At 62.9% G+C, this 20,596-nt stretch carries 24 protein-coding genes; 12 read left to right on the plus strand and 12 right to left on the minus strand.

What is annotated here, in order from left to right; all coding sequences use genetic code 11:
* Positions 1-99 precede the first annotated feature (99 nt).
* Positions 100-963 carry a universal stress protein gene (locus tag ACFY68_RS24365; RefSeq protein WP_387532758.1) on the minus strand — a complete coding sequence of 288 codons (864 nt, stop codon included), beginning with the start codon at positions 961-963 and terminating at the stop codon, positions 100-102.
* A 153-nt stretch (positions 964-1,116) separates the two neighbouring features.
* On the opposite strand from ACFY68_RS24365, the gene ACFY68_RS24370 reads away from it, so the two are divergent.
* Positions 1,117-1,734, plus strand: a complete 618-nt coding sequence (locus tag ACFY68_RS24370) for a tRNA-(ms[2]io[6]A)-hydroxylase (RefSeq protein ID WP_387532761.1) — start codon at positions 1,117-1,119, stop codon at positions 1,732-1,734.
* A gap of 32 nt (positions 1,735-1,766) precedes the next feature.
* On the opposite strand, the gene ACFY68_RS24375 is transcribed toward ACFY68_RS24370, so the two are convergent.
* Positions 1,767-2,087, minus strand: a complete 321-nt coding sequence (locus tag ACFY68_RS24375) for a DUF883 family protein (RefSeq protein ID WP_346616142.1) — start codon at positions 2,085-2,087, stop codon at positions 1,767-1,769.
* Between the two features lie 131 nt (positions 2,088-2,218).
* Between ACFY68_RS24375 and ACFY68_RS24380 the strand changes: the two genes are divergently transcribed.
* Positions 2,219-2,482 carry a hypothetical protein gene (locus ACFY68_RS24380; RefSeq protein ID WP_387532764.1) on the plus strand — a complete coding sequence of 88 codons (264 nt, stop codon included), beginning with the start codon at positions 2,219-2,221 and terminating at the stop codon, positions 2,480-2,482.
* A 14-nt stretch (positions 2,483-2,496) separates the two neighbouring features.
* On the opposite strand, the gene ACFY68_RS24385 is transcribed toward ACFY68_RS24380, so the two are convergent.
* Together ACFY68_RS24385 and ACFY68_RS24390 are read right to left on the minus strand one after the other, a co-directional pair.
* The gene (locus ACFY68_RS24385) at positions 2,497-2,985 is read right to left on the minus strand and encodes an LEA type 2 family protein (protein ID WP_387532767.1); all 489 of its coding nucleotides are present in this window, start codon (positions 2,983-2,985) and stop codon (positions 2,497-2,499) included.
* A 125-nt stretch (positions 2,986-3,110) separates the two neighbouring features.
* Positions 3,111-4,001 (minus strand): LysR family transcriptional regulator, encoded by an 891-nt coding sequence (locus ACFY68_RS24390; protein ID WP_387532770.1) that lies wholly within the window; start codon positions 3,999-4,001, stop codon positions 3,111-3,113.
* Positions 4,002-4,103: 102 nt separating this feature from the next.
* On the opposite strand from ACFY68_RS24390, the gene ACFY68_RS24395 reads away from it, so the two are divergent.
* The 6 genes from ACFY68_RS24395 to ACFY68_RS24420 all read left to right on the plus strand — a co-directional run bounded on the left by ACFY68_RS24395 (position 4,104) and on the right by ACFY68_RS24420 (position 9,553).
* A complete protein-coding gene (locus tag ACFY68_RS24395; protein WP_387532773.1) occupies positions 4,104-5,183 on the plus strand; it encodes an extracellular solute-binding protein in 1,080 nt (359 codons plus the stop codon).
* 25 nt (positions 5,184-5,208) lie between these two features.
* A complete protein-coding gene (gene speB, locus ACFY68_RS24400) occupies positions 5,209-6,174 on the plus strand; it encodes an agmatinase (RefSeq protein ID WP_387532776.1) in 966 nt (321 codons plus the stop codon).
* A 135-nt stretch (positions 6,175-6,309) separates the two neighbouring features.
* Positions 6,310-6,627 carry a hypothetical protein gene (locus ACFY68_RS24405; RefSeq protein ID WP_387532778.1) on the plus strand — a complete coding sequence of 106 codons (318 nt, stop codon included), beginning with the start codon at positions 6,310-6,312 and terminating at the stop codon, positions 6,625-6,627.
* Positions 6,628-6,651: 24 nt separating this feature from the next.
* The gene (locus ACFY68_RS24410; protein ID WP_387532781.1) at positions 6,652-7,800 is read left to right on the plus strand and encodes a PQQ-dependent sugar dehydrogenase; all 1,149 of its coding nucleotides are present in this window, start codon (positions 6,652-6,654) and stop codon (positions 7,798-7,800) included.
* 40 nt (positions 7,801-7,840) lie between these two features.
* Positions 7,841-8,947 carry a cell division protein ZapE gene (zapE, locus tag ACFY68_RS24415; RefSeq protein WP_387532784.1) on the plus strand — a complete coding sequence of 369 codons (1,107 nt, stop codon included), beginning with the start codon at positions 7,841-7,843 and terminating at the stop codon, positions 8,945-8,947.
* 12 nt (positions 8,948-8,959) lie between these two features.
* Positions 8,960-9,553 carry a DinB family protein gene (locus ACFY68_RS24420; protein WP_387532787.1) on the plus strand — a complete coding sequence of 198 codons (594 nt, stop codon included), beginning with the start codon at positions 8,960-8,962 and terminating at the stop codon, positions 9,551-9,553.
* Positions 9,554-9,623: 70 nt separating this feature from the next.
* On the opposite strand, the gene ACFY68_RS24425 is transcribed toward ACFY68_RS24420, so the two are convergent.
* From ACFY68_RS24425 to yegQ, 6 genes are all read right to left on the minus strand, one after another.
* On the minus strand, positions 9,624-10,622 hold the full coding sequence (locus ACFY68_RS24425) for an alpha/beta fold hydrolase (RefSeq protein WP_387532789.1): 999 nt from the start codon (positions 10,620-10,622) through the stop codon (positions 9,624-9,626).
* Positions 10,623-10,697: 75 nt separating this feature from the next.
* Complete coding sequence (locus ACFY68_RS24430) at positions 10,698-11,135, minus strand: YqaA family protein (RefSeq protein ID WP_387532792.1); 438 nt, start codon at positions 11,133-11,135, stop codon at positions 10,698-10,700.
* On the minus strand, positions 11,135-11,563 hold the full coding sequence (locus tag ACFY68_RS24435) for a DUF411 domain-containing protein (RefSeq protein WP_387532795.1): 429 nt from the start codon (positions 11,561-11,563) through the stop codon (positions 11,135-11,137). Before ACFY68_RS24435 ends, ACFY68_RS24430 begins: the two co-directional genes overlap by 1 nt.
* Positions 11,564-11,578: 15 nt before the next feature.
* Positions 11,579-12,448: a copper resistance protein B gene (locus tag ACFY68_RS24440; RefSeq protein ID WP_387532798.1), complete on the minus strand. Its 870-nt coding sequence runs from the start codon at positions 12,446-12,448 to the stop codon at positions 11,579-11,581.
* Positions 12,441-14,138 carry a copper resistance system multicopper oxidase gene (locus ACFY68_RS24445; protein ID WP_387532891.1) on the minus strand — a complete coding sequence of 566 codons (1,698 nt, stop codon included), beginning with the start codon at positions 14,136-14,138 and terminating at the stop codon, positions 12,441-12,443. Before ACFY68_RS24445 ends, ACFY68_RS24440 begins: the two co-directional genes overlap by 8 nt.
* Positions 14,139-14,219: 81 nt before the next feature.
* Positions 14,220-15,554: a tRNA 5-hydroxyuridine modification protein YegQ gene (yegQ, locus tag ACFY68_RS24450; RefSeq protein WP_387532801.1), complete on the minus strand. Its 1,335-nt coding sequence runs from the start codon at positions 15,552-15,554 to the stop codon at positions 14,220-14,222.
* 130 nt (positions 15,555-15,684) lie between these two features.
* On the opposite strand from yegQ, the gene ACFY68_RS24455 reads away from it, so the two are divergent.
* Complete coding sequence (locus ACFY68_RS24455) at positions 15,685-16,749, plus strand: AI-2E family transporter (protein WP_387532803.1); 1,065 nt, start codon at positions 15,685-15,687, stop codon at positions 16,747-16,749.
* A gap of 29 nt (positions 16,750-16,778) precedes the next feature.
* On the opposite strand, the gene ACFY68_RS24460 is transcribed toward ACFY68_RS24455, so the two are convergent.
* Positions 16,779-18,845, minus strand: a complete 2,067-nt coding sequence (locus ACFY68_RS24460; RefSeq protein WP_387532806.1) for a TonB-dependent receptor family protein — start codon at positions 18,843-18,845, stop codon at positions 16,779-16,781.
* Positions 18,846-19,065: 220 nt separating this feature from the next.
* Between ACFY68_RS24460 and ACFY68_RS24465 the strand changes: the two genes are divergently transcribed.
* From ACFY68_RS24465 to ACFY68_RS24475, 3 genes are read left to right on the plus strand one after another with little or no spacing between them, the layout of a single operon-like run.
* A complete protein-coding gene (locus tag ACFY68_RS24465) occupies positions 19,066-19,314 on the plus strand; it encodes a LuxR C-terminal-related transcriptional regulator (protein ID WP_387532809.1) in 249 nt (82 codons plus the stop codon).
* A gap of 11 nt (positions 19,315-19,325) precedes the next feature.
* The gene (locus ACFY68_RS24470; protein WP_387532812.1) at positions 19,326-19,673 is read left to right on the plus strand and encodes a head completion/stabilization protein; all 348 of its coding nucleotides are present in this window, start codon (positions 19,326-19,328) and stop codon (positions 19,671-19,673) included.
* The gene (locus ACFY68_RS24475; RefSeq protein ID WP_387532815.1) at positions 19,666-20,028 is read left to right on the plus strand and encodes a hypothetical protein; all 363 of its coding nucleotides are present in this window, start codon (positions 19,666-19,668) and stop codon (positions 20,026-20,028) included. The genes ACFY68_RS24470 and ACFY68_RS24475 overlap by 8 nt, the downstream gene beginning before the upstream one ends.
* Here ACFY68_RS24475 and ACFY68_RS24480 read toward each other — a convergent pair.
* Complete coding sequence (locus tag ACFY68_RS24480; protein ID WP_387532818.1) at positions 20,025-20,417, minus strand: helix-turn-helix domain-containing protein; 393 nt, start codon at positions 20,415-20,417, stop codon at positions 20,025-20,027. The genes ACFY68_RS24475 and ACFY68_RS24480 overlap by 4 nt on opposite strands.
* Positions 20,418-20,596 lie beyond the last annotated feature (179 nt).

Here is a 20,596-nt window from a genome sequence, read left to right on the forward strand (position 1 = left end):
GTGGGGTTTCCCCATGTGAGAGTAGGTCATCGTCAAGATTCATTTCGCAAAACCCCTATCTGCGCGAGCAGGTAGGGGTTTTGTCTTTTCTGGCCAGCTTCAACTGCGGGCTAACTCCGCCAGGTGAGCGGTAGCTTCTTCGCTCTTGAGCACCAACACATCGCCCTGCAGCGTATCCAGCACCACTTCGGAAGTATTGCCAATCAATGCTCCGGAAATACCGGTGCGTGCGACGGTACCAATCACGGTGACTACCGCATCGAGTTTTTTCTCGAAATGCGGAATCAGCACATCGGCGGGCCCTTCTTCGACATGCAGGCGCTCTTCGCTGATGTCATATTCCGCCTGGAACGCACGACACGCTTCCCGATAACGTTGGTCGATGGTCTCGCTGAGTTGATACACAGGGTCAGACGCCGACAACATAGGTGAGGGATGGGCACTGATGACATGTAGTTGGCCTTTGGCCAGGCCTGCAATCGCATACCCGTGATCAACGATGGCCGTATGCAGCCTGCGATGATCGTCGTCCTGGTTGCCGACATCCACGGCAGCAAGAACCACGCCACCTGTCCACGGGCGTTCGCTCTTGACCATCAGCACCGCGCAAGGGCAGAGGCGCAGCAGTTTCCAGTCGCTGGGTGTAAGCAGTGCCTTTTTCAGAGGATTGTCCGGTCGGTGCTCCTTGATCACCAACTCGCATCCCTCAGCCTGCTGCACATTGATGATCGATTCGTGCAAGGTGTCATGCCAGGCCTGTTCATGGCTGACATTGTCATACCCATCATCGTGCAATTGGCTGCTCAACAGGCTGAGTAATGCACTATGGTCGTGTCTCTTGTCGCACATCAGCAGATGCAGCCGGGCACCGGTCACCCCTGCAATCAGCTTGGCGCGGGTTAACGCGCGGCTGTGGGCATGATCAGGGTCGAGGACGACGAGAATGCTACGAACAGCTTGCATGGGCGTGAACTCCCTTGATGGTGGTGGCCAATGCCTGACTATAGTCGGCGCCCCTCGTGCCGGCGCTTGATGTATATCAAGCATAGTCACTGGCGCTCCCCATCGCCGCCGGTATAATCGCCGGTCCCGTCTGTTCTATGTGGTTGTACCTCTATGTCCCTGATCCCCGAAATCGACGCCTTCCTCGGCTGTCCTACTCCAGACGCCTGGATCGAAGCGGCGCTCGCCGACCAGGAAACCTTGCTGATCGACCACAAGAATTGCGAGTTCAAGGCCGCCAGTACGGCATTGAGCCTTATGGCCAAGTACAATACTCATCTTGACCTGATCAACATGATGTCTCGCCTCGCCCGTGAAGAGCTGGTGCACCATGAGCAGGTGCTGCGCCTGATGAAGCGCCGTGGCGTGCCATTGCGGCCGGTGTCGGCAGGGCGCTACGCATCCGGGTTGCGCCGGCTGGTGCGTGCCCATGAACCTGTCAAGCTGGTGGATACGCTGGTGGTAGGGGCATTCATCGAAGCACGCAGCTGCGAGCGCTTTGCTGCGTTGGTACCGCACCTGGATGAAGAACTCGGCAGGTTCTACCACGGCTTGCTGAAAAGCGAGTCGCGCCATTACCAAGGCTATCTGAAGCTTGCGCATCAGTATGGGGAGGAAGGGGATATTGCCAAGCGTGTGCTGTTGGTGCGCGAAGCTGAAGCTGAGTTGATTCAGTCTCCAGACCAGGAACTACGGTTTCACAGCGGTATCCCAATGGCGCAGGCCGCCTGATTTGCAGCAGGCGGCACCACGCAGGTCAGCTATCAGGAGCGGCGCCCCAGCAGCAAGCCTATCACCAGGCCAAAGCCCGCAGAAATCGCAACGGTCTGCCACGGGTGGCCGCCGATATAGTCATGGGTGGCTTCTACCACCGGTTGTGCTTTGGCGCGTACCTGGCCGGCGGCCTCACGTGCCTGGCGAAGTTTCAGGCTGACCTGGGCGCGCAGTGTGTCGGCCTCTTCGCCGACCAGGGAGGCGCTGTCGTTGAGCAGCTTCTCCGACTCTTCAATCAATGCCTGCAGCTCACTGAATACCTGATCCTTGATCTGATCGCTGTCGGTCAGTGCGGCAGTTTTTCGGGCCATGAACTCGTCCTCGTCGATGGGGTGGTTAAGCAATGGATGCCAGCGCGCCCGGAAAGTTGCGATGGCTTACCGAAGTAGCGGCGCCACGGTGTAATATAGCGGCCATTTTCAGCAGGCAGGCAGGTAGGTTCATGAGTTTCAATCTGGCCAACAGGAGCTTCGAGGAACGGGCACAGATCGAGGCGGAAAAGGCCCGGCTTTTCGAAATGTGGCAGAACAACTTGGGCAAGGCCAAGGCTGATGCTGCGCGGCTGATCTCGGAAAAACCACGTCGCAGGGGCAAGTGGGCCGAGTGGGTGCGTGCCGAGCTGGAAGGTATGTCGCCGCCTGAATACGCCGGCATGGTGCGCAGCGAGGTCAACAAGATGATGGCCGCCGCCAGCTCCAGCCGCTGAAGCAATTTAACCGCTCACCAGTTCAGGCTGCCGCCTTTGGGCAGGTCGAGCTTGCCCTCATCAGTGAAGCGCACGGTGCCCAACGGCCCGCCGGCCAGTTTGCCGCGCAGTACGTAGGGCATGCCCTGCAGCGATTCAAGCGTGCTCAAACCATAGGCCTGGCGCAGGAACGCGAAGGCTGTAATGCTTACCGGCACTACCACCACCGCTTCGCCGTAACGGCCGATATGGCCCTGCTGGTCACTTACCCCAGAGGCCAGCGGTTGGCCGTTCACCTCCAGATTGAGCGCTATGCCGTTGTAATCCACTGTTGCCTCATTAGGGTTCTGCACGCGCATCTTCACCGCCATGCGCATTTCCAGTTCCTGGCCGGCAAGCGGTTCGATGCCGATCACGCTGATATTGAGCGGGTCGCGCGGCTGAAACAGCGCGCAGGCATTGAGCCCAACGGCCATCAAGGTGACGATCAACAGTCGGGCGCAGCGTTGTAAGCGGGCAGTCATTGCAATGGACCTTACCAACAGAGTCTGACCTGCAGTGTGGCAAATGCACGGCAGCGTTGAAAGTGGCAGGGCTGCCCCGCGGCGTGAGCAACCCATCGCCGCAACCCACGGACAACTGACGGCAATCAGCCAAACACCGCCAAGAGGTCTTGCGCAAACGCTAGCTGAGCTTCCCCAGGCGTTTGCGCCCGATGCCTGGCCAGGGTAAACGGCACTACGAAATCCAGCGTAGTGTCCAGTGCCCTCAGCAACCCTTGGCGCTCCCAGCCCGCAGCGCAGTGGCAGGGCAGATAACCGATATGCCGCCCCGACAGGATGAACGTCAGCACACTCTCTATCTGCTCGGCCACTGCCATGCTGCGCCGGCTCTGAAACGGCTCGCCACCTTTGAGAAAGCGATAGGGGTGCCGTACCTGGTCCGCTTCCAGCAACTGTTCCCGCGTCACGTCCAGCGTGCCAAACAAGGCGTGCCCCTTGGCGCAGTACAACCGCTGGCGCTCCTCGAACAATGGCTGGTAGTCAAACGCTGCCTGTTTGCCAGAGAAATAACTGATGGCGTAATCCAGCCGCTGCTCCAGCAGCAGGCGCTCAAGTTCCGCCGGTGGCGCGCTGATCAGTTCCAACTGCACCGATTCCTCGCGCTCGCGAAAGCGGTTGATGGCAGACGCTAGCTGCAGGCTGACCGTTGCGTCCTGGTTCTCCGCCATGCCCACCCGCACCGTCCCCAGCAAACGCCCAGCCACACCATTGGCCTGCTGGCGAAACTGTTCGATGCTCAACAGCAAGCCACGAGCAGCCTCCAGTAGCAGCGCGCCTTTTTCGGTGAGATGAAAGCCGCGCTTGCCACGGCTGCATAGGCGATATCCCAGTCGCGCCTCCAGTTGCGCCATGCGCTGGCTGATGGTGGGCTGGCTCAAGCCCGAGACCCCTTGGGCGGCGCTGAAGCCGCCGGCCTCGACTACAGTGACGAACAGCCGCAACAGATGCAGGTCAGGGTCGTGCAGTTGTCCGAGCATCACATTGCTCCCGATGAATGTCAGCTTTGCAAACTTGTCATTCTTGCAATGTAACCCGGCTGGCATGCTGGCGGCATCCACCCATTAGCCGAGGTGTCCGTCATGCGTCGAATGTTGTGTCTGCTACCCCTGATCCTGGCCTTGCCCCTGCAGGCCGAAGAAAAGGTCGTCAACCTCTACAGCTGGGCGGATTACGTCGCCCCGCAAACCTTGCAGCGCTTCGAGCGGGAAACCGGCTACAAGGTGCGCTACGACACTTTCGACACCACCGAAGTCCTCGAAACCAAGCTGTTGACCGGTGGCAGTGGCTACGACGTGGTGGTGCCCTCGGCCACTGTGTTGGCGCGGGCGCTAAAGGCCAATGCCCTGCAGCCGCTGGATGCGCAGGCCATGCCTGGCTACGCCAACCTCGACAAAGACCTGCTGGCCAAACTTGCAGAAACCGACCCCGGCAACCGATATGCGGTGCCTTACACCTGGGGCACGCTGGGCCTGGGCGTCAATGTCGAGGCGGTGCGCCAACGCCTGGGTGATGTACCGCTGGACAGCCTGGACCTGCTGTTCAAGCCCGAGTATGCCAGCCGGCTCAAGGCGTGCGGCATCGCCATGCCCGACTCGCCGCAGGAGGTAATTGGCGTGGCCTTGAACTACCTGGGCAAGGACCCGTACAGCCAGGACAAGGCTGACCTTGCCGCAGCGCAGAACCTGTTGAACCAGTTGCAGCCTTCAATCAGCTACGTCGCCAACGGCCGGCAGATCAACGACCTGGCCAACGGCAGCGTGTGCCTGGCGTTGACCTACAACGGCGATGCGGCCATGGCCGCCGATCAGGCCCGCCGCGCGGGTAAGCCGTTCGAGCTGATCTACCGCATCCCCCGTGAAGGGACGCTGCTCTGGCAGGACAACCTGGTCATTCCCAAGGACGCCCCGCACCCAGAGGCGGCCCGCGCGTTCATCGCTTTCATGCTCAAGCCCGAATCGGTTGCCGCGCTGACCAACACGCTGTTCTTTGCCAACGCCAACCAGGCAGCAACGCCCTTGGTCGACGAGGCCGTGCGCAATGACCCGGATATCTACCCCCCGGCCGCGGTGCGTGAGCGCCTGTTTGCCGACCGCAGCATGGCGCTGTCCGACCTGCGCCAGCGCAACCGCCTGTGGACGGCATTCCGTACTCGGCAGTGACCAATAACGACAAAGGAGCCCGACCGTGGAGCAAGCCCTGAGCAACGACCAAGCGATGACCCGCGACAGCCTGTATGGCACCGCTGCAGAAAGTACCTACGCCGGTATCACCAGTTTCGCTCGCCGCCGCTACAGCCGCGACCTGCGCGGGGTGGATGTGGTGGTCAGCGGTGTGCCGTTCGACACCGCTACCAGCAATCGCCCTGGCGCCCGTTTCGGGCCACGTGCGATCCGCGCTGCCTCGGTGCAGCAGGCCTGGGCGCGCCACTGGCCATGGACGTTCGACCCGTTCGACCATCTGGCCGTCATCGACTACGGCGATTGCGCGTTCGACAGCGGCACCCCGCAATCGGTACCGGACAGTATCGAGGCCCACGCCACGCATGTGCTCGAGGCGGGCTGCGCCATGCTCACCCTCGGCGGCGACCACTTCATCAGTTATCCGCTGCTCAAGGCCCATGCCCGGCGTCATGGGCCACTGGCACTGATCCATTTCGATGCCCACAGCGACACCTGGCCGGACGAGGAGGGCAAGCGCATCGACCACGGCACCATGTTCTGGCACGCCGCCCGCGAGGGCCTGGTGGACCCGTCCTGCTCTGTGCAGATCGGGCTGCGCACCACCAATGACGACACCCAGGGTTTCGCCGTTGTCGATGCCCGACAGGTGCACCGCCAAGGCTCAGAGGCGGTGATCGCGTCGATCCGCCAGCGGGTTGGCGAACGGCCTGTGTACCTGACCTTCGACATCGACTGCCTCGACCCCGCCTATGCGCCAGGCACCGGCACGCCCGTGTGCGGCGGGCTGAGCACGGTGCAGGCGCTGGAGATACTCGGCGGCTTGCGCGGTATCAACCTGGTAGGTATGGACCTGGTAGAGGTGGCACCGGCCTATGACCATGCCGACATCACCGCACTGGCCGGCGCCACCCTGGCCATGGAAATGCTGTGCCTGTATGCGGCGCGGCACAAGGTCGATGTCCCTGGCTGATCAGTGGGGCCGCATGGCTGCCCCCGCAGGTTCATACTGAAACATCAGGAATCGCATTCACACTTTTGCCGCGAACCCCTAGCGCCTTAGGCTATCCAACGCATGAGGCGCGCCTTTTCGTACATGAGGTGAAGCATGAATCTGACATTTCCAACCCTGGCCATCGGTCTGTTGCTGTGCTTGCCGGCACACGCGGCGCCCGTGCACCCCCTGCAACTTGCCGCCAGCAACAACAATCCCTACAACAGCCCGATCCAGCGCGCCAACCCCAATAGTCGCCAGGGCAGCGTGCAGGCCGCGCCGCCGGTGCGTGGCCCTTCGACCGCTCCTATTCAGCGCACACCGTCCCTGGACAACCGCGGCATCGGCAACGGCGACAATCTGCGCCGCCAGCAGCAGGCCCCCAATCTGGAACCCATCCGGCCACCGCGCGACACCCAACGTGCGCCTTGAGCCCCTCATCGAAAGGAATCATCAATGATCAGATTCACCAGGCTGACCACGCTGGCTGCTGCCGCACTGCTGCCACTACTTGCACACGCTGCCGCCGAGCAGCAGTTCCCGACCGAGGAAGGGCAGATCACTGTCAGCACCGTGGCTGATGGCCTGCGCAACCCGTGGGCGCTGGCATTCCTGCCGGGTGGCAAGGACATGCTGGTCACCGAACGCCCCGGCAACCTGCGCCTGGTCAATGCCGAAGGCAAGGTGGGGCCACCTATCAACGGTGTACCCAAGGTCTGGGCAGAAGGCCAGGGCGGGCTGCTCGACGTGGTGTTGTCACCTGAGTTCGCCAAGGACCGTACCCTGTACCTTTCTTATGCCGAAGCGGGCGACGATGGCAAGGCTGGCACTGCAGTCGGCCGTGGGCAATTGTCCGAGGACCGCGCCCGCCTGGAGAACTTCAACGTGATCTTCCGCCAGCAGCCCAAACTGTCGGTCGGCAACCATTTCGGCTCGCGGCTGGTGTTCGACCGTAACGGCTACCTGTTCATCGCCCTGGGCGAGAACAACCAACGCCCTACCGCCCAGGACCTGGACAAGCTGCAAGGCAAGATCGTGCGTATTCTGCCCGATGGCGAAGTGCCCAAGGACAACCCCTTCGTTGGCAAAAACAACGTACGACCGGAGATCTGGTCCTTCGGCCACCGCAATCAGCAAGGCGCAGCGCTCAACCCCTGGACGGGCAAGCTGTGGACCCACGAACATGGCCCACGTGGCGGTGATGAGATCAACATTCCGCAAGCGGGCAAGAACTACGGTTGGCCGATCGCCACGCACGGCATCAACTATTCGCTGCTGCCGATCCCCGAAGCCAAGGGCGAACACGTCGACGGCATGGTCGACCCGCACCATGTCTGGGAAAAATCGCCGGGCATCAGCGGCATGGCCTTTTATGACAGCCCGACCTTCAAAGCGTGGGATCACAACCTGTTCATAGGTGCACTGGCCACTCAGGAGTTGATTCGGCTGCAGCTCGAGGGGGACAAGATCGTCCATGAAGAGCGCCTGCTGGGGGACCTGAAGGCGCGTATTCGTGACGTGCGAGTTGGGCCGGACGGTTACCTGTATGTGCTGACCGATGACAAGGACGGCCTGTTGCTGAAGGTTGGACTGAGCGAGGGTTGAAGCCGGTTGCCGGCGACACGGCCGATGATGATAATGCCGCATGACGCTCGATCCCAGCTCGCTGTACAACAAGGCCCTTATTGACCAAGGCTACGTGCCCGACCCGGCTCAAGCCCAGGCCGTCAGCGCCCTGCAAGCCTGCTTCGAGGCCATCGAGCGCGGGCGTACAGCCCAGGGCATCTACCTTTGGGGCCCGGTCGGGCGCGGCAAGACCTGGCTTATGGACCTGTTCCACCGTTGCCTGAGCATCCCGGCCCGGCGCCAGCATTTTCACCATTTCATGGCCTGGGTGCACCAGCGCCTGTTCCAGCTCAACGGCACCGCCGACCCGCTGCAAGCGCTGGCCCGCGAACTGGCCGGGGACATTCGCGTGCTGTGCTTCGACGAGTTGTTCGTCAGCGATATCGGCGACGCGATCATCCTCGGCCGCTTGTTCCAGGTACTGTTCGATCACGGGGTGGTGGTGGTCGCCACCTCCAACCAGCCGCCGCAGCAGCTGTACCGCGACGGTTTCAACCGCGAGCGTTTCCTGCCGGCCATCAGCGCCATCGAGCGGCATATGCAGGTGCTTGCAGTGGCGGGTGAGCAGGACCACCGGCTACACCCTGGGGCCGCATGCCAGCGCTATTGGGTAGCTGAAGCGGGCAAGGCAGGGGCGCTTGCAGCGGTGTTCGCGCAGCTCAGCCCTGATGAGCCGGGCAGTGCAGAGCCCTTGTCGGTAGGCCCACGGCAAATTCAAGTGGTCAGGCACAGCCCGCAGGCGCTCTGGTGCCGTTTCAGCGACCTTTGCGAGCAACCACTGGCCGCCATGGAATTCATGGCGTTGTGCGACCGTTTCCCGGCGATTCTGGTCGAAGGCATACCTGCGTTGAGCGGCCAGCCGCGTGCCGGGCGAATTGCCCGTGGTACCGAGGATGGTGCTGCACGCGTGGAGGCGGGCGATCGCCAGGTGCCGGCCCTGTCACCCAAGGATGATGCCGTGCGGCGTTTCATCGCCCTGGTCGACGAATGCTATGACCGCAAGGTCGCGTTGTACCTGGAAGCGCAGGTACCGCTCGAAGCGCTCTACACTCAAGGGTATCTGGCGTTCCCGTACCAACGGACCCTGAGCCGGCTACGGGAGATGCAACTGCAACGCTTCGCTTGAAGGAGTTGCCTTATGGAGCCGCTGTCACATCATCTGCTGACCCAGGCCTACAACAATGGCTGGGCCAATCACCGCCTGTACAAGGCGTGCCTGCAACTGACCCAGGACGAGTTCGTCGCCCCGCGTTGCAGCTTCTTCCCGTCGATCAAGGCCACCCTCAACCATTTACTGACGGTGGACTGGTTCTACCTGCATATGCTCGAGTGCGAGCAGCGTGGCGAGGCGCCAGAGCCTGATGGCGAGCGGTTCTTCGACCCGGAACAACCGTTTGCCACGTGTACCGACCTGCATGCCCAGCAGGCCCAGGCCGACCGGCGGCTGATCACCTACTGCAGCGCGCTGCATGACGACCAGTTGGCCCGCTATGTGAGCATCGTGCGGCCCGACCGCGTGCAACGCGAACAACGTGTGCGCCTTCTTGCGCACCTGTTCGAGCACCAGGTTCATCACCGTGGCCAGGTGCATGCGATGCTCAGCGGCACGGCGGTGCGGCCACCGCAGCTGGATGAGTTTTTCTGCGAGGAGGAAGCTGTGTTGCGGGTAGGGGACTTTGCCGAGTTGGGCTGGAGCGAAGGGCAAGTCTGGAAGCACCAGGGGCCGCGCTGACACAAACTGCGCAATACATGTGGGGGCGGCCTTGTGTGGCGAATGGGGCGCAAAGCGCCCCCTGGCGGAGTTACTGCGCCAGCCACTCGATCAGCGTCTTGTTGAAGCGCCGTGGTTCTTCGATCTGCGGCGCATGCCCCATGCCCTCGAACGTCACCAGCTCACCCTGCGCAATCAGCTTGGCGACCTGCGGCCCCAAATCCTTGTAGTGGCCCAACCGCGCCTTGACCTCCGGCGGGGCAATATCACTGCCGATGGCGGTTGTGTCCTGATCACCGATCATGAGCAAGGTCGGCATCTTCAAGTCCTTGAACTCGTGGTACACCGGCTGGGTGAAGATCATGTCGTAGATCAACGCCGAGTTCCACGCCACCGCTTTGTGCCCTGGGCCTTTGTTCAGCCCTACCAGCATCTGCACCCAGCGCTCGTATTCAGGCTTCCAGCGCCCCGCGTAGTACGTCTTGCGCTCGTACTCGCGTACGCCCTCGGCATCGAGCTTGAGTTCGCGGGCATACCATTGGTCCACCGTGCGGTACGGCACGCCCAGGGCCTTCCAGTCCTCCAGGCCAATGGGGTTGACCATCGCCAGGCGCTCGACCTGCTGCGGGTACATCAGCGCGTAGCGGGTAGCCAGCATGCCGCCGGTGGAGTGGCCAAGGATGACCGCCTGCTTGATGCCCAGCTGTTCCAGCAGGGCATGGGTGTTGTCGGCCAGCTGCTGGAAACTGTACTGGTAGTAGTCCGGCTTGCTCGATGTGCAGAAGCCGACCTGGTCTGGGGCGATGACCCGGTAGCCAGCCTCGCTCAGCGCGTCGATCGTGGTTTCCCAGGTGGCGGCGCAGAAGTTCTTGCCATGCATCAGCACCACGCTGCGGCCATTGGCTTGGCCTTTGGCCGGCACATCCATGTAGCCCATCTGCAGGCGCTGGCCCTGGGACTGGAAGTCGAAATGCTTGAGGGGGTGAGGGTAACTGAAGCCTTCGAGCTGTTTGCCGTAGGTGGGCGGTTCGGCGGCGATGGCCGGGGCGCCGACGAGGCAGGCCAGGGCCAGGGCGGTTGCGCGCAGCATAGGGGCACTCCATGTAGGACCATGTAGGAAAGGGCGACTTTAGCAGCCGGTGAAGCTCCTTAAACGTTAAAGGTGTTACCAGGCATGAAACCAGCCCAGCGTAATCACGGCCACGACGATGTAGCGCCCGCCCTTGGCCAGGGTCACCAGCAACATGAAACGCCAGAACGGCTCACGCATGATCCCGGCAATCAAGGTCAACGGGTCGCCAATTACCGGCATCCAGCTCAGCAACAGCGACCACTGCCCCCAACGCTGGTAACGCTGCTGTGCGCGTTCCAGCTGCCCGGCGCTGAACGGGAACCAGCGTTTGTCACGCCAGTGCTCGATGGCCCGCCCGAGCAACCAATTGGCCACCGAGCCCAGCACGTTGCCCAAAGTAGCGACCAGCAACAGTGTCAACCAGGCGTCCGGTTGCTTTAGCAGCAGGCCAACCAGCACTGCCTCCGATTGCAGCGGCAGCAACGTAGCGGCGCCAAAGGCGCTTAGAAACAGCGCCCAGAGGCTGAGCATCAGTAAGTGGCGACCACGGTGTCCTGGCCGTCCTGAGTCACCCCGATAACCTGATAGGCATCCTTGTGGTCACCCATTTCCATGCCTGGCGAACCCATCGGCATGCCTGGCACGGCCAGTCCCTTGAGGTCGCTGCGCTTGGCCAGCAGGCGCACCTGTTCAGCCGGCACATGGCCTTCGACGAACTTGCCGTCGATCACCCCGGTGTGGCACGACGCAAGGCGCGGCGCCACGCCCAGGCGTTGCTTCACGGCGCTCATGTTCGGCTCGACATGGTCATTGACGGTGAAACCGTTGTCGCGCAGGTGGCTGATCCAGGCTTTGCAGCAGCCACAGTTGGGGTCGCGGTACACGTCGATGGTTTCCGCGGCCTGGGCCAGGCCGGTGATGGCCAGCAGGCCGAAAGCGATCAGGTGTTTATGCAGCATGGTCCAGGCACTCCTTCAGAAACGCAGACGCACGCCTGCGACCAGGCGGGTCTGACCAAGGTCTTCACCGTCCTCTCGGGCCTGGTCGGCGCGGTTACCGTGCAGGCGATTGAAGCTTACCCCGACATAGGGTGCGAAGCCGCGGGTTATTTCATAGCGCAGGCGCAGGCCGACCTCACTGTCGGCCAGCCCCGAGCCTTGCTCGCGAGCGGCATCGTCGTGGCCGAAGAAGTTGGCTTCCAGGGTGGGCTCGAGGCCCCAGCGATTGCTCAGCAGCATAGCGTAGGCAGCCTCCAGGCGCAGCGCGGTCTGTTGCCGCTCCCCTGCGTAAGCAGTGGCCTGCAGCTCCAGGCCGTACAAAGGCGTGCCCTGGATGCCGAACGCCGCCCAGGCCTGGCCACTGGCAGGCTTGAAGTCCTGGCGCAGGCCAGCGACAAGCTCCCACCAGGGGCTGATCGCATGGCCCCATAGCGCCTGCAGCTCGGCTTTGTGCATCTTGCCCGCTTCTCGTTCGCCTTCGCTGCGTAGCCACAAGCGGTCGATATCGCCGCCGACCCATGCCGTGGCGTTCCAGTTCAAGGCGTTGCTGCTCTCGAAGTGCTGGTACTCCAGTTGATCGACGATCACCGCCCAGTTGAGGGCGCGATCATGCACCCGATGGCCGGGCAGGGGTGGGAACGCGGACTGGCGGTCGGCGTCTGTGATCACGGGCAGTGGTGTGCTTGGATGGCCGGTCGGCGCAGCGCCGTGGTTCATCTGGCTGTGGTCCATGAGCACCTTACCGTGGCCCATGTGGTCCATGCCAGCGGCCATGGCCCGTACGCTGGCCAGCAGCGCGAGCAGTGCGACGCCGTTGACGACGCGGCGGTGGTTGCGTTCATTCATCGACCCGTACCTCGCGGAACATGCCAGTTTCCATGTGGTAAAGCAGGTGGCAGTGGTAGGCCCAGCGGCCCAGGGCATCGGCGCTGACGCGGTAGCTGCGGCGGCTGCCGGGCGGGATGTCGACGGTGTGCTTGCGCACCATGAAGTGCCCGTGCTCGTCTTCCAGATCGCTCCACATGCCATGCAGGTGGATGGGGTGGGTCATCATCGTGTCGTTGACCAGGGTGATGCGTACGCGCTCGCCGTATTTCAGGCGCAAGGGGGCGGCATCGCTGAACTTGACCCCGTCGAACGACCAGGCGAAACGCTCCATGTGCCCGGTCAGGTGCAGTTCGATTTCCCGCGAGGGTTCGCGGCCATCCGGGTCGGGGTAGGCACTGCGCAGGTCGGCATAAGTTAGTACCCGACGACCGTTGTCGCGCAGGCCGATACCGGGATCGGCCAGGTTGGGCTGGGGGGCCATGGTCTGCATGTCCACCAGCGGATTGCCAGTTTCGCTGGCCGGGTGCTGCTGCATGGCGGTCATCGTTGGGTGATTCATGCCGGGCATTTTGCTGTGGTCCATGCCGGTCATGGCCGCCATTTCGTCGTGGCCCATGTCGGCCATGCTCAGCATGGGCCTTGGGTCAGGATGCGGTACTGGCGCCTGCAGGCCGCTGGCGCGGGCCAGGGTTCCGCGGGCATGGCCGCTGCGGTCCATGCTCTGGGCATACAGCGTGTAGGCGGGCAGATCGCCCACGGTCACCAGCACGTCATAGGTCTCGGCCACGGCGATGCGCAGTTCGTCCACGGTCACCGGCGTCACCGGCAGGCCGTCGGCGGCGATCACCGTGAGCTGCAAGCCGGGGATGCGGAAATCGAAGTAGGTCATCGCCGAGGCGTTGATCAGCCGCAGGCGTACGGTTTCGCCGGGCTGGAACAGGCAGGTGAAGTTGCCGTCCGGTGGCTGCCCGTTGAGCAGATAGGTGTAGGTGGCGGCGCTGATGTCGGCCAGGTCGGTGGGGCTCATCCGCATGCGCGCCCAGCCCAGGCGTTCGTCGACGGTAGTGCCCCAGCCGTGTTGCGCGACGTCGTCGATGAAGTCGCCAAGCGTGCGCTTGTGGTAGTTGAAGGCATCGGACTGCTTTTTAAGGGTCGCCAGCAACGCTTCCGGCGCCTGGTCCGACCAGTCGCTGAGCAGCAGCACATGGTCGCGCTGGTAGCGGTGGGCTTCAGGCTCGCGTGGCTCGATGACGATTGCCCCGTACACCCCGGCCTGTTCCTGCAGGCCGGAATGGCTGTGGTACCAATAGGTGCCGCTCTGGCGCAGGGTGAAGCTGTAGAGGTAGTCGCCACCGGGAGCGATGCCGGCGAAACTCAGGCCGGGTACGCCGTCCATGTTGGCGGGCAGGAGGATGCCGTGCCAGTGGATCGACGTGTCCTCGGCCAGCCGGTTGCGCACGCGCAGGGTCACTGTGTCGCCCTCGCGCCAGCGCAGCAGCGGTCCAGGCAGGCTGTTGTTGATGGTCACAGCGGTGCGCGGGCTGCCGGTGATGTTCACCGGCGTCTGACCGATGAACAGCTCGAAGTGCCGGCCGGCCAGTTCACGGCCATGCGAGGCGTGTGCCAAGGGGCGCCACAGGCCCAGGCCCGCCAGTGCGGTGGCGGCGCCCAGACCCTGGACGAAGGTGCGGCGGTTAGGGTTGCGCAACATGGCGTGGCCTCTTGCGAAAGAACCACGATCCTCGCCTGCCACGCCTGTCAGTCAGCTGAGCTGCACATTACAGTCCTGTCAGGCGGCCGGCTCGTCGTGCCCCAGGTCACGCATCAGCAGGCCATGTTCCAGCGACACCTGTTCGGGGATCGGCAGGTACACCACGTGCCCGTCGCCCGGCGCCACGTCGATCGGCTGCTGCTGGCGGCCGTACAGGTGGTGCAGGTCGAAATGGTAATTGCCACGTGGGGTCATCAGCTCCAGATGATCGCCCACGGCGAAGCGGTTCTTCACCTTGACTTCGGCGCGGCCGTCCACCCGTACACCGGTCAGTTCGCCGACGAACTGCTGGCGCTCGGACATCGAGTTGCCCCGCAGGTAGTTCTGGTATTCGTCGTGCACATGGCGGCGCAGGAAGCCTTCGGTGTAACCGCGTTGCGCCAGCGACTCGAGGTTGTCCATCAAGGCCATGTCGAACGGGCGCCCGGCTGCGGCGTCGTCGATGGCCTTGCGGTACGCCTGCACCGCACGGGCGCAGTAGAAGTGCGACTTGGTGCGGCCCTCGATCTTCAGGGAGTGTACGCCCATGGCGGCCAGGCGCTCGACGTGCTGGATGGCGCGCAGGTCCTTGGCGTTCATGATGTAGGTGCCGTGTTCATCCTCGAACGCCGGCATCTCGGTGCCCGGGCGGTTGCTCTCGTGCAGCAGGAACACCTGCCCGGTCGGCGCACCCAGCCCCAGGGTCGGCTCGACCTCGCGCACGATGTCCCCGGTGGCGTTCTCGGTGGCCGGGGTGGCTTGGTACTTCCAGCGGCAGGCGTTGGTGCAACTACCCTGGTTGGCATCACGCTTGTTGAGGTAGCCCGACAGCAGGCAGCGGCCGGAATAGGCCATGCACAGGGCTCCATGGACAAACACCTCCAGCTCCATGCCGGGCACCTGCTGGCGAATCTCCTCGATTTCGTCCAGTGACAGCTCCCGAGACAGGATCACCCTGCTCAGGCCCAATTGCTGCCAGAACTGCACGCTGGCCCAGTTGACCGTGTTGGCCTGCACTGACAGGTGCACGGGCATGTGTGGGAAGTGCTGGCGCACCAGCATGATCAGGCCGGGGTCGGACATGATCAGCGCATCGGGCGCCATTGCAATGATGGGGGCCAGGTCCTTGAGGAAGGTCTTGAGCTTGGCATTGTGCGGCGCAATGTTGACCACCACGTAGAAGCGCTTGCCCAGTGCATGCGCCTGCTCGATGCCCAATGCCAGGTTGGCGTGGTCGAATTCGTTGTTGCGCACCCGCAGGCTGTAGCGCGGCTGGCCGGCATAGACCGCATCGGCACCATAAGCGAATGCGTAACGCATGGTCTTGAGGGTGCCGGCAGGGGCCAGCAATTCGGGCTTGGCGGGTAGCTTCATATGCGCACCGGTGCAAAAAGCGCGGATCCTATGGCCTGGCCGCCCAGGGCATATTGATTTGAATCAACGGAGCGACGGCACTTTTATGAATACGCCGTGCACTAACGTTCAGGACACTTGAGGAAAATCCATGAACCAAACCGCTTTGCAGAACAAAGCCCTGGCAGTGCTGCTGGCGCTGGTGACCATCGCCTTCGGCTGGATCCTGCTGCCGTACTATGGCGCCATCTTCTGGGCGGTGATTCTTGGCATCCTGTTCGCGCCGTTGCAGCGCAATTTGCTCATGCGTTTTGGCCGACGGCGCAACGTGGCGGCCGCCGCTACCTTGCTGGTGTGCCTGCTGGTGGCGATCTTGCCGGTGATCATCACTAGTGCCCTGCTGGTGCAGGAAGGCGCCACGCTGTACCAGCGTATCGAAAGCGGGCAACTGGACATCGCCGGCTATGTCGAGCGCGGCATGAACATGCTGCCCCCATTCTTGCAACACGGGCTGGACAGCATGGGCGTGGGCAACCTCGACGGCCTGCGTGACAAGATCACCAAGTGGGCAACCCAGGGTAGCCAGGTGCTGGCCAGCCAGGCGTTCAGTTTTGGCCAGGGTACCTTCGAGTTCCTGGTGAGCTTCGGCATCATGCTCTACCTGTTGTTCTTCTTTCTGCGCGAGGGGGCGGAGGTGGCGCGCCGGGTACGCCTTGCCATACCACTGCCGGAACACCAGAAGCGCCGGCTGCAGCTGAAGTTCAACCGGGTGGTGCGGGCAACGGTCAAAGGCAATGTGCTGGTGGCGATTACCCAGGGGGCGCTGGGTGGTTTCATCTTCTGGGTGCTGGACATTCCCAGCGCGCTGGTCTGGGCGGTGCTGATGGCGTTCCTGTCGCTGCTGCCAGCGGTAGGTGCCGGGATCATCTGGGCGCCGGTGGCGGCTTACTTCCTGCTGACCGGGGCGATCCTCCAGGGGGCGATTCTGACTGCCTTTGGCGTGCTGGTGATCGGCCTGGTGGACAACGTGCTGCGGCCCATCCTGGTGGGCAAGGATACGCGGATGCCCGATTACCTGATCCTGGTCTCCACCTTGGGGGGGCTAGCGGTGTTCGGGCTCAACGGCTTCGTGATCGGGCCGCTGATCGCGGCGTTGTTCATCTCGAGCTGGGGGATTTTCGCAGCGACCAAGCCGCAGGTGCAATTGCCTCAGTAGGGGCTGCGAGACGGCCCCTGGGCATTTGACTAGCGGAAGCTGTACGACACACCGGCGTACACTCCAAACCCTTCACCGGGCGTCGAGCGGGCAATGTCCTGACCGGCATCGTTGTACCCCGGCGTCACCGTCGCGGCATAGCGTTTGTTGGTCAGGTTGCGCAGGTCCAGCCATGTCTGCCAGTCCTGCTTCGGCGAGTCCCAGCCCAGCCGTGCGCCCAGCAGCGCATAGGCGTCGGCGTGGTAACTGTTGGCGTAGTCCACCTGCACCTTGGAGGCCATCTGCGTGTTGACCCCGGCGTAGAAGCCGCTTGGCCAGTCGTAGCGCAGTTCGGCCTGGTAATAGTGCATGGGGATGCCTGGCAAGCGGTTGTCGCCAAACGTGTCATCGTCGCGGTAGTGGAAATCACTGAAGGTGTAGGCCTGGCGCAGGCTCAGCTTGCCTGTGCCGGGGCGCTCCCACAGCGTACTGTCCAGCCCGGCTTCAACACCCTGGTGCACGGTAGCGCTGGCATTGAACTCCTTGGCCGGTTGGCCTTGCACGATTTCCACGGCCAACAGTTCGTGGCGTACCTGCGAGTAGTACCAGGCCAGGTCCCATCGCCCCAGCACCGAATCGCCGCGTGCGCCCAGCTCCAGCGTGGTGGCGGTCTGGTTCTGCATCTCGATCGGCTGCGTGGCGACCGTGGAGCTCCAGATCAGCGACCACGGGTGTGGCGGCTCGACGGACCGGCTCAGGTTGCCATACACCTGCAGTTGCGGGCTGAAGTCATAACGCAGGCCCAGGCGTGGCGCGTAGTCCCAGTCGTGCTGGCTGACCTTGCCGCCCGTGGCGGGGTAGGTGACGTCGCTTTCTCGGCGGGTGTAGATCATCGCCAGGCCGGTGGTCAGCCACAGGTCCGGGACCAGCTCCAGGTCGTTGCCCACATGCAGTACGGTGTCCGACCCCTGGTAGCTGAAGTCGCGGCTGCGCGCTCCGAAGTTGTCGCCGCTGGTACGCGCAAACTGCGAGGCACCACTGTTGGGCAGGTGTTTGGTGGTGCGCCAGCCGAGGGTGGTCTTGCTCTCGTGCCCGAGCAGGGTGTCGCGGCGCGAGTAGTTCAGCGTGCCGCTGACATCGGTGTAGGCAACCTTCAAGCGCATCGGGCCTTCGCGCAGGTCCATCGGGAAGTCGTGATAGACCAGCCCGGCTTCCAGGCGGGCATCGTCCTCGAGGTAAAAGGTGGTCTTGTTGGCCACCCAGGTACTGCCCGGTTGTGGCCGGCTGTCGTCGCGCGCCAGGTAGGCCGCGTTGGCAGCACGCGGGTCGTGCTTGATCTGGTCCTTGGTTAGGCGCCCGGCCAGGTCGTTCTCGGTTTCCCGGTAGCGCAGGTAGAAGCGGGTTTCCAGGTTCGGGTTAAAGCGGTAGCCGACATTGGCAGCAATACCCTTGGCACTGCCGCTGCTGTGCGCCTGATAGCCGTCGTATTCCGAGTCGGTCAGGGCCACGTAGTAGTCGAGATTGCCCAGCACCTGACCGGAGCTGATGTGCCGGTGCTGGTAACCGCGGCTGCCGACTTCGTAGCGCACCTGCAGCGGCGCGGCGTCGTAGCCGGTGTGGGTGACGTAGTTGATTGCGCCGCCCAGCGCCAGGGCACCCTGGTCGAAACCATTGGCCCCGCGCAGCACTTCGGCGCGGCTCAACCATAGCGGTTCGAACAGCTCGTAGGGCGTACCGCCCGGGCCAGTCAACGGCAGGCCGTCGAACATCGTGTACACCCCGGAGCCGTGGGCACCCGGCGCGCGGTTGATGCCCGAGCCGCGGATCGACAGTTTGATGCCGTCGTTGCCCGCCGATTGGGCGAATACGCCGGGTTGGTAGGCCAGCACGTCCTGGTTGCTGGCCACCCGGCCTTGCCCGACGCGTTGCATGTCCACCAAGTTGCTGGCACCAGGTAGCTCGCGTAGGCGCTCGCTGGCGGCTGTCAGGTCGTTCTGCTCCTCATCGGTGATCAGCACCTGGCCCAATTCGACCGCGGATGCCGCCAGGGCGGGCTGGGTGGCAGCAAAGGCAGCCAGCAGGCCAAGGCACGACGATGGGGGAAAAACGGAACGCATTGTACGACTCCAGGCGAAAGACGAATGGACAACGGCGTTGAGACGAGCGAAATGCCGCTTGGAGCACGAAGAAAGTCAGCAAATGTTGAATGGCTTTCGTCAGACGGTTTTGTACGAAAGTTCTTTACACGCCGCACCGGTGGAGCGGGGCGACATGCGCTTCGTAAGGTGGCAGCAGATCGGCAGCGATGCCTCGCTCAATCACCCGTGGAGTACAAGCATGACTGACAACGCACGACACCCACAGCAACCCCCGGCGGATGCCCCGGTTCGCCTGACAGCACGCGAACGGCAAGTGCTGTTGTGGTGTGCCTACGGCAAGAGCTCGTGGGAGATTGGCCGGATCCTTGAATGCAAGGAGTCGACGGTGAACTTCCACGTGTCCAACATCTTGCGCAAGTTCGACGTACCTACACGGGTGGCGGCGGTAATCAAGGCTATTCGCTACGGCATGCTGGCCGAGCAATGAAGAGGTGAGGTATGCGCAAAGACCCTCGGTTACCGCGTTATGTAGACAGCCATGACCCGTTCTGGCCACGGGTGGACCTTGGCAGGCTCCGTGAGCGCCTGAACCTGACGTGGCCGGTCAGTGAGGCCGCCCTGGAAGTGGCCGCACGTTGTGCCGCCATCGATGCAGCACGGGAATTCGCGCGCTGGCGAGCGGTGCTGCGAGAGCGGGGCTACAAGCGTCTTGAGGATGTGGCCGGGCATGACCAAGGCCGCGCATTGCGGGTGTGCTACATCCGCTTTGTCGAGGCCGCAGTCATGTACAGCCTGGGCGCGAGCTCATGTCTGCCCATTATGCGTCGGGGGGCTGCTCATGCCTGAGGCATCTGTTATCGACCGCTTGGCCGCGGGGCTGATTGAACTGCTAGGCATGGATGGCAGCGTGTTGTTTGCCGCGCTGCTGGGGGCTTTGCTGGTGGGCGCGGCGCGCGACCGGTTGATCACCAATGCCACCAGGCGCCTGACGCTGGGCAAGAAGCTGTTGCTGGTCTTCGTGACCGTGGGGGTGGGCCACCTGTTCGAACCGCTGGTGTCGTCATTGGCGCCCTTGCTGACCCGTGGCATGGCGGCATTCGTCGCTGCCGTGGTGGTGATCCCCATCAGCCTCAAGGTCATGGTCTGGCTGGATACGCTCGACCCCCGCGAACTCATCCAGCGCTGGCGCCGTCGAGGTTAGCCGCTGGTGGCTTTGGGCAGGTGGCTGGTCAGCTCGCTCAATAGCTGTTCCAGCTGCTGGATGCGTTGCTTGTCCTTGATGAGCAGCAGGATGGCCTGGCGATCAGCTGGGGACAACGTGCGCAGCCTGTCGAGCATGTCGAACTCCCAGCCTGCCTCACTTTGGCATGCCGGGCGTTGTTCCCCTTCGCCCAACAGCAACCAGTCCAGTGAGCACGTATGTTGTCTGGCTATATCTATGCAAATTGAGTATGGAACGCTGTCGCGAACTTTCCAGCTGCTCAGCGTCTGCGGGCTGACCGATAACGCACGAGATAGCTCGGCATCAGTCTGCGCACCAGTGAGAAGCTTAAGGCGCGTGAGCACCGCAGCAAGTACGTGAGTACTCATAACATATATCCATGACTGGTTTAATGATATTCCATGGGCTTAAACTACTCGTTATGAATACAGCCCTGCGTTTTAAGGAGCACTTCTGCAATGAGAACCATCAAATTGAAGAATACACCCACAGTTGCAGCCAATACTGACACACAGGTTGGCCTGGGCAATGCTAGCAGGTACTTGCC

The organism is Pseudomonas sp. NPDC012596 (assembly GCF_042902325.1).
Classification (GTDB): domain Bacteria; phylum Pseudomonadota; class Gammaproteobacteria; order Pseudomonadales; family Pseudomonadaceae; genus Aquipseudomonas.

Bases quoted from the DNA above. Each gene is read 5' to 3' on its own strand.
- ACFY68_RS24365 (WP_387532758.1), bottom strand. From the start codon at position 963: ATGCAAGCTGTTCGTAGCATTCTCGTCGTCCTCGACCCTGATCATGCC.
- ACFY68_RS24370 (WP_387532761.1), top strand. From the start codon at position 1,117: ATGTCCCTGATCCCCGAAATCGACGCCTTCCTCGGCTGTCCTACTCCA.
- ACFY68_RS24375 (WP_346616142.1), bottom strand. From the start codon at position 2,087: ATGGCCCGAAAAACTGCCGCACTGACCGACAGCGATCAGATCAAGGAT.
- ACFY68_RS24380 (WP_387532764.1), top strand. From the start codon at position 2,219: ATGAGTTTCAATCTGGCCAACAGGAGCTTCGAGGAACGGGCACAGATC.
- ACFY68_RS24385 (WP_387532767.1), bottom strand. From the start codon at position 2,985: ATGACTGCCCGCTTACAACGCTGCGCCCGACTGTTGATCGTCACCTTG.
- ACFY68_RS24390 (WP_387532770.1), bottom strand. From the start codon at position 4,001: ATGCTCGGACAACTGCACGACCCTGACCTGCATCTGTTGCGGCTGTTC.
- ACFY68_RS24395 (WP_387532773.1), top strand. From the start codon at position 4,104: ATGCGTCGAATGTTGTGTCTGCTACCCCTGATCCTGGCCTTGCCCCTG.
- ACFY68_RS24405 (WP_387532778.1), top strand. From the start codon at position 6,310: ATGAATCTGACATTTCCAACCCTGGCCATCGGTCTGTTGCTGTGCTTG.
- ACFY68_RS24410 (WP_387532781.1), top strand. From the start codon at position 6,652: ATGATCAGATTCACCAGGCTGACCACGCTGGCTGCTGCCGCACTGCTG.
- zapE (WP_387532784.1), top strand. From the start codon at position 7,841: ATGACGCTCGATCCCAGCTCGCTGTACAACAAGGCCCTTATTGACCAA.
- ACFY68_RS24420 (WP_387532787.1), top strand. From the start codon at position 8,960: ATGGAGCCGCTGTCACATCATCTGCTGACCCAGGCCTACAACAATGGC.
- ACFY68_RS24425 (WP_387532789.1), bottom strand. From the start codon at position 10,622: ATGCTGCGCGCAACCGCCCTGGCCCTGGCCTGCCTCGTCGGCGCCCCG.
- ACFY68_RS24430 (WP_387532792.1), bottom strand. From the start codon at position 11,135: ATGCTCAGCCTCTGGGCGCTGTTTCTAAGCGCCTTTGGCGCCGCTACG.
- ACFY68_RS24435 (WP_387532795.1), bottom strand. From the start codon at position 11,563: ATGCTGCATAAACACCTGATCGCTTTCGGCCTGCTGGCCATCACCGGC.
- ACFY68_RS24440 (WP_387532798.1), bottom strand. From the start codon at position 12,448: ATGAATGAACGCAACCACCGCCGCGTCGTCAACGGCGTCGCACTGCTC.
- yegQ (WP_387532801.1), bottom strand. From the start codon at position 15,554: ATGAAGCTACCCGCCAAGCCCGAATTGCTGGCCCCTGCCGGCACCCTC.
- ACFY68_RS24455 (WP_387532803.1), top strand. From the start codon at position 15,685: ATGAACCAAACCGCTTTGCAGAACAAAGCCCTGGCAGTGCTGCTGGCG.
- ACFY68_RS24460 (WP_387532806.1), bottom strand. From the start codon at position 18,845: ATGCGTTCCGTTTTTCCCCCATCGTCGTGCCTTGGCCTGCTGGCTGCC.
- ACFY68_RS24465 (WP_387532809.1), top strand. From the start codon at position 19,066: ATGACTGACAACGCACGACACCCACAGCAACCCCCGGCGGATGCCCCG.
- ACFY68_RS24470 (WP_387532812.1), top strand. From the start codon at position 19,326: ATGCGCAAAGACCCTCGGTTACCGCGTTATGTAGACAGCCATGACCCG.
- ACFY68_RS24475 (WP_387532815.1), top strand. From the start codon at position 19,666: ATGCCTGAGGCATCTGTTATCGACCGCTTGGCCGCGGGGCTGATTGAA.
- ACFY68_RS24480 (WP_387532818.1), bottom strand. From the start codon at position 20,417: ATGAGTACTCACGTACTTGCTGCGGTGCTCACGCGCCTTAAGCTTCTC.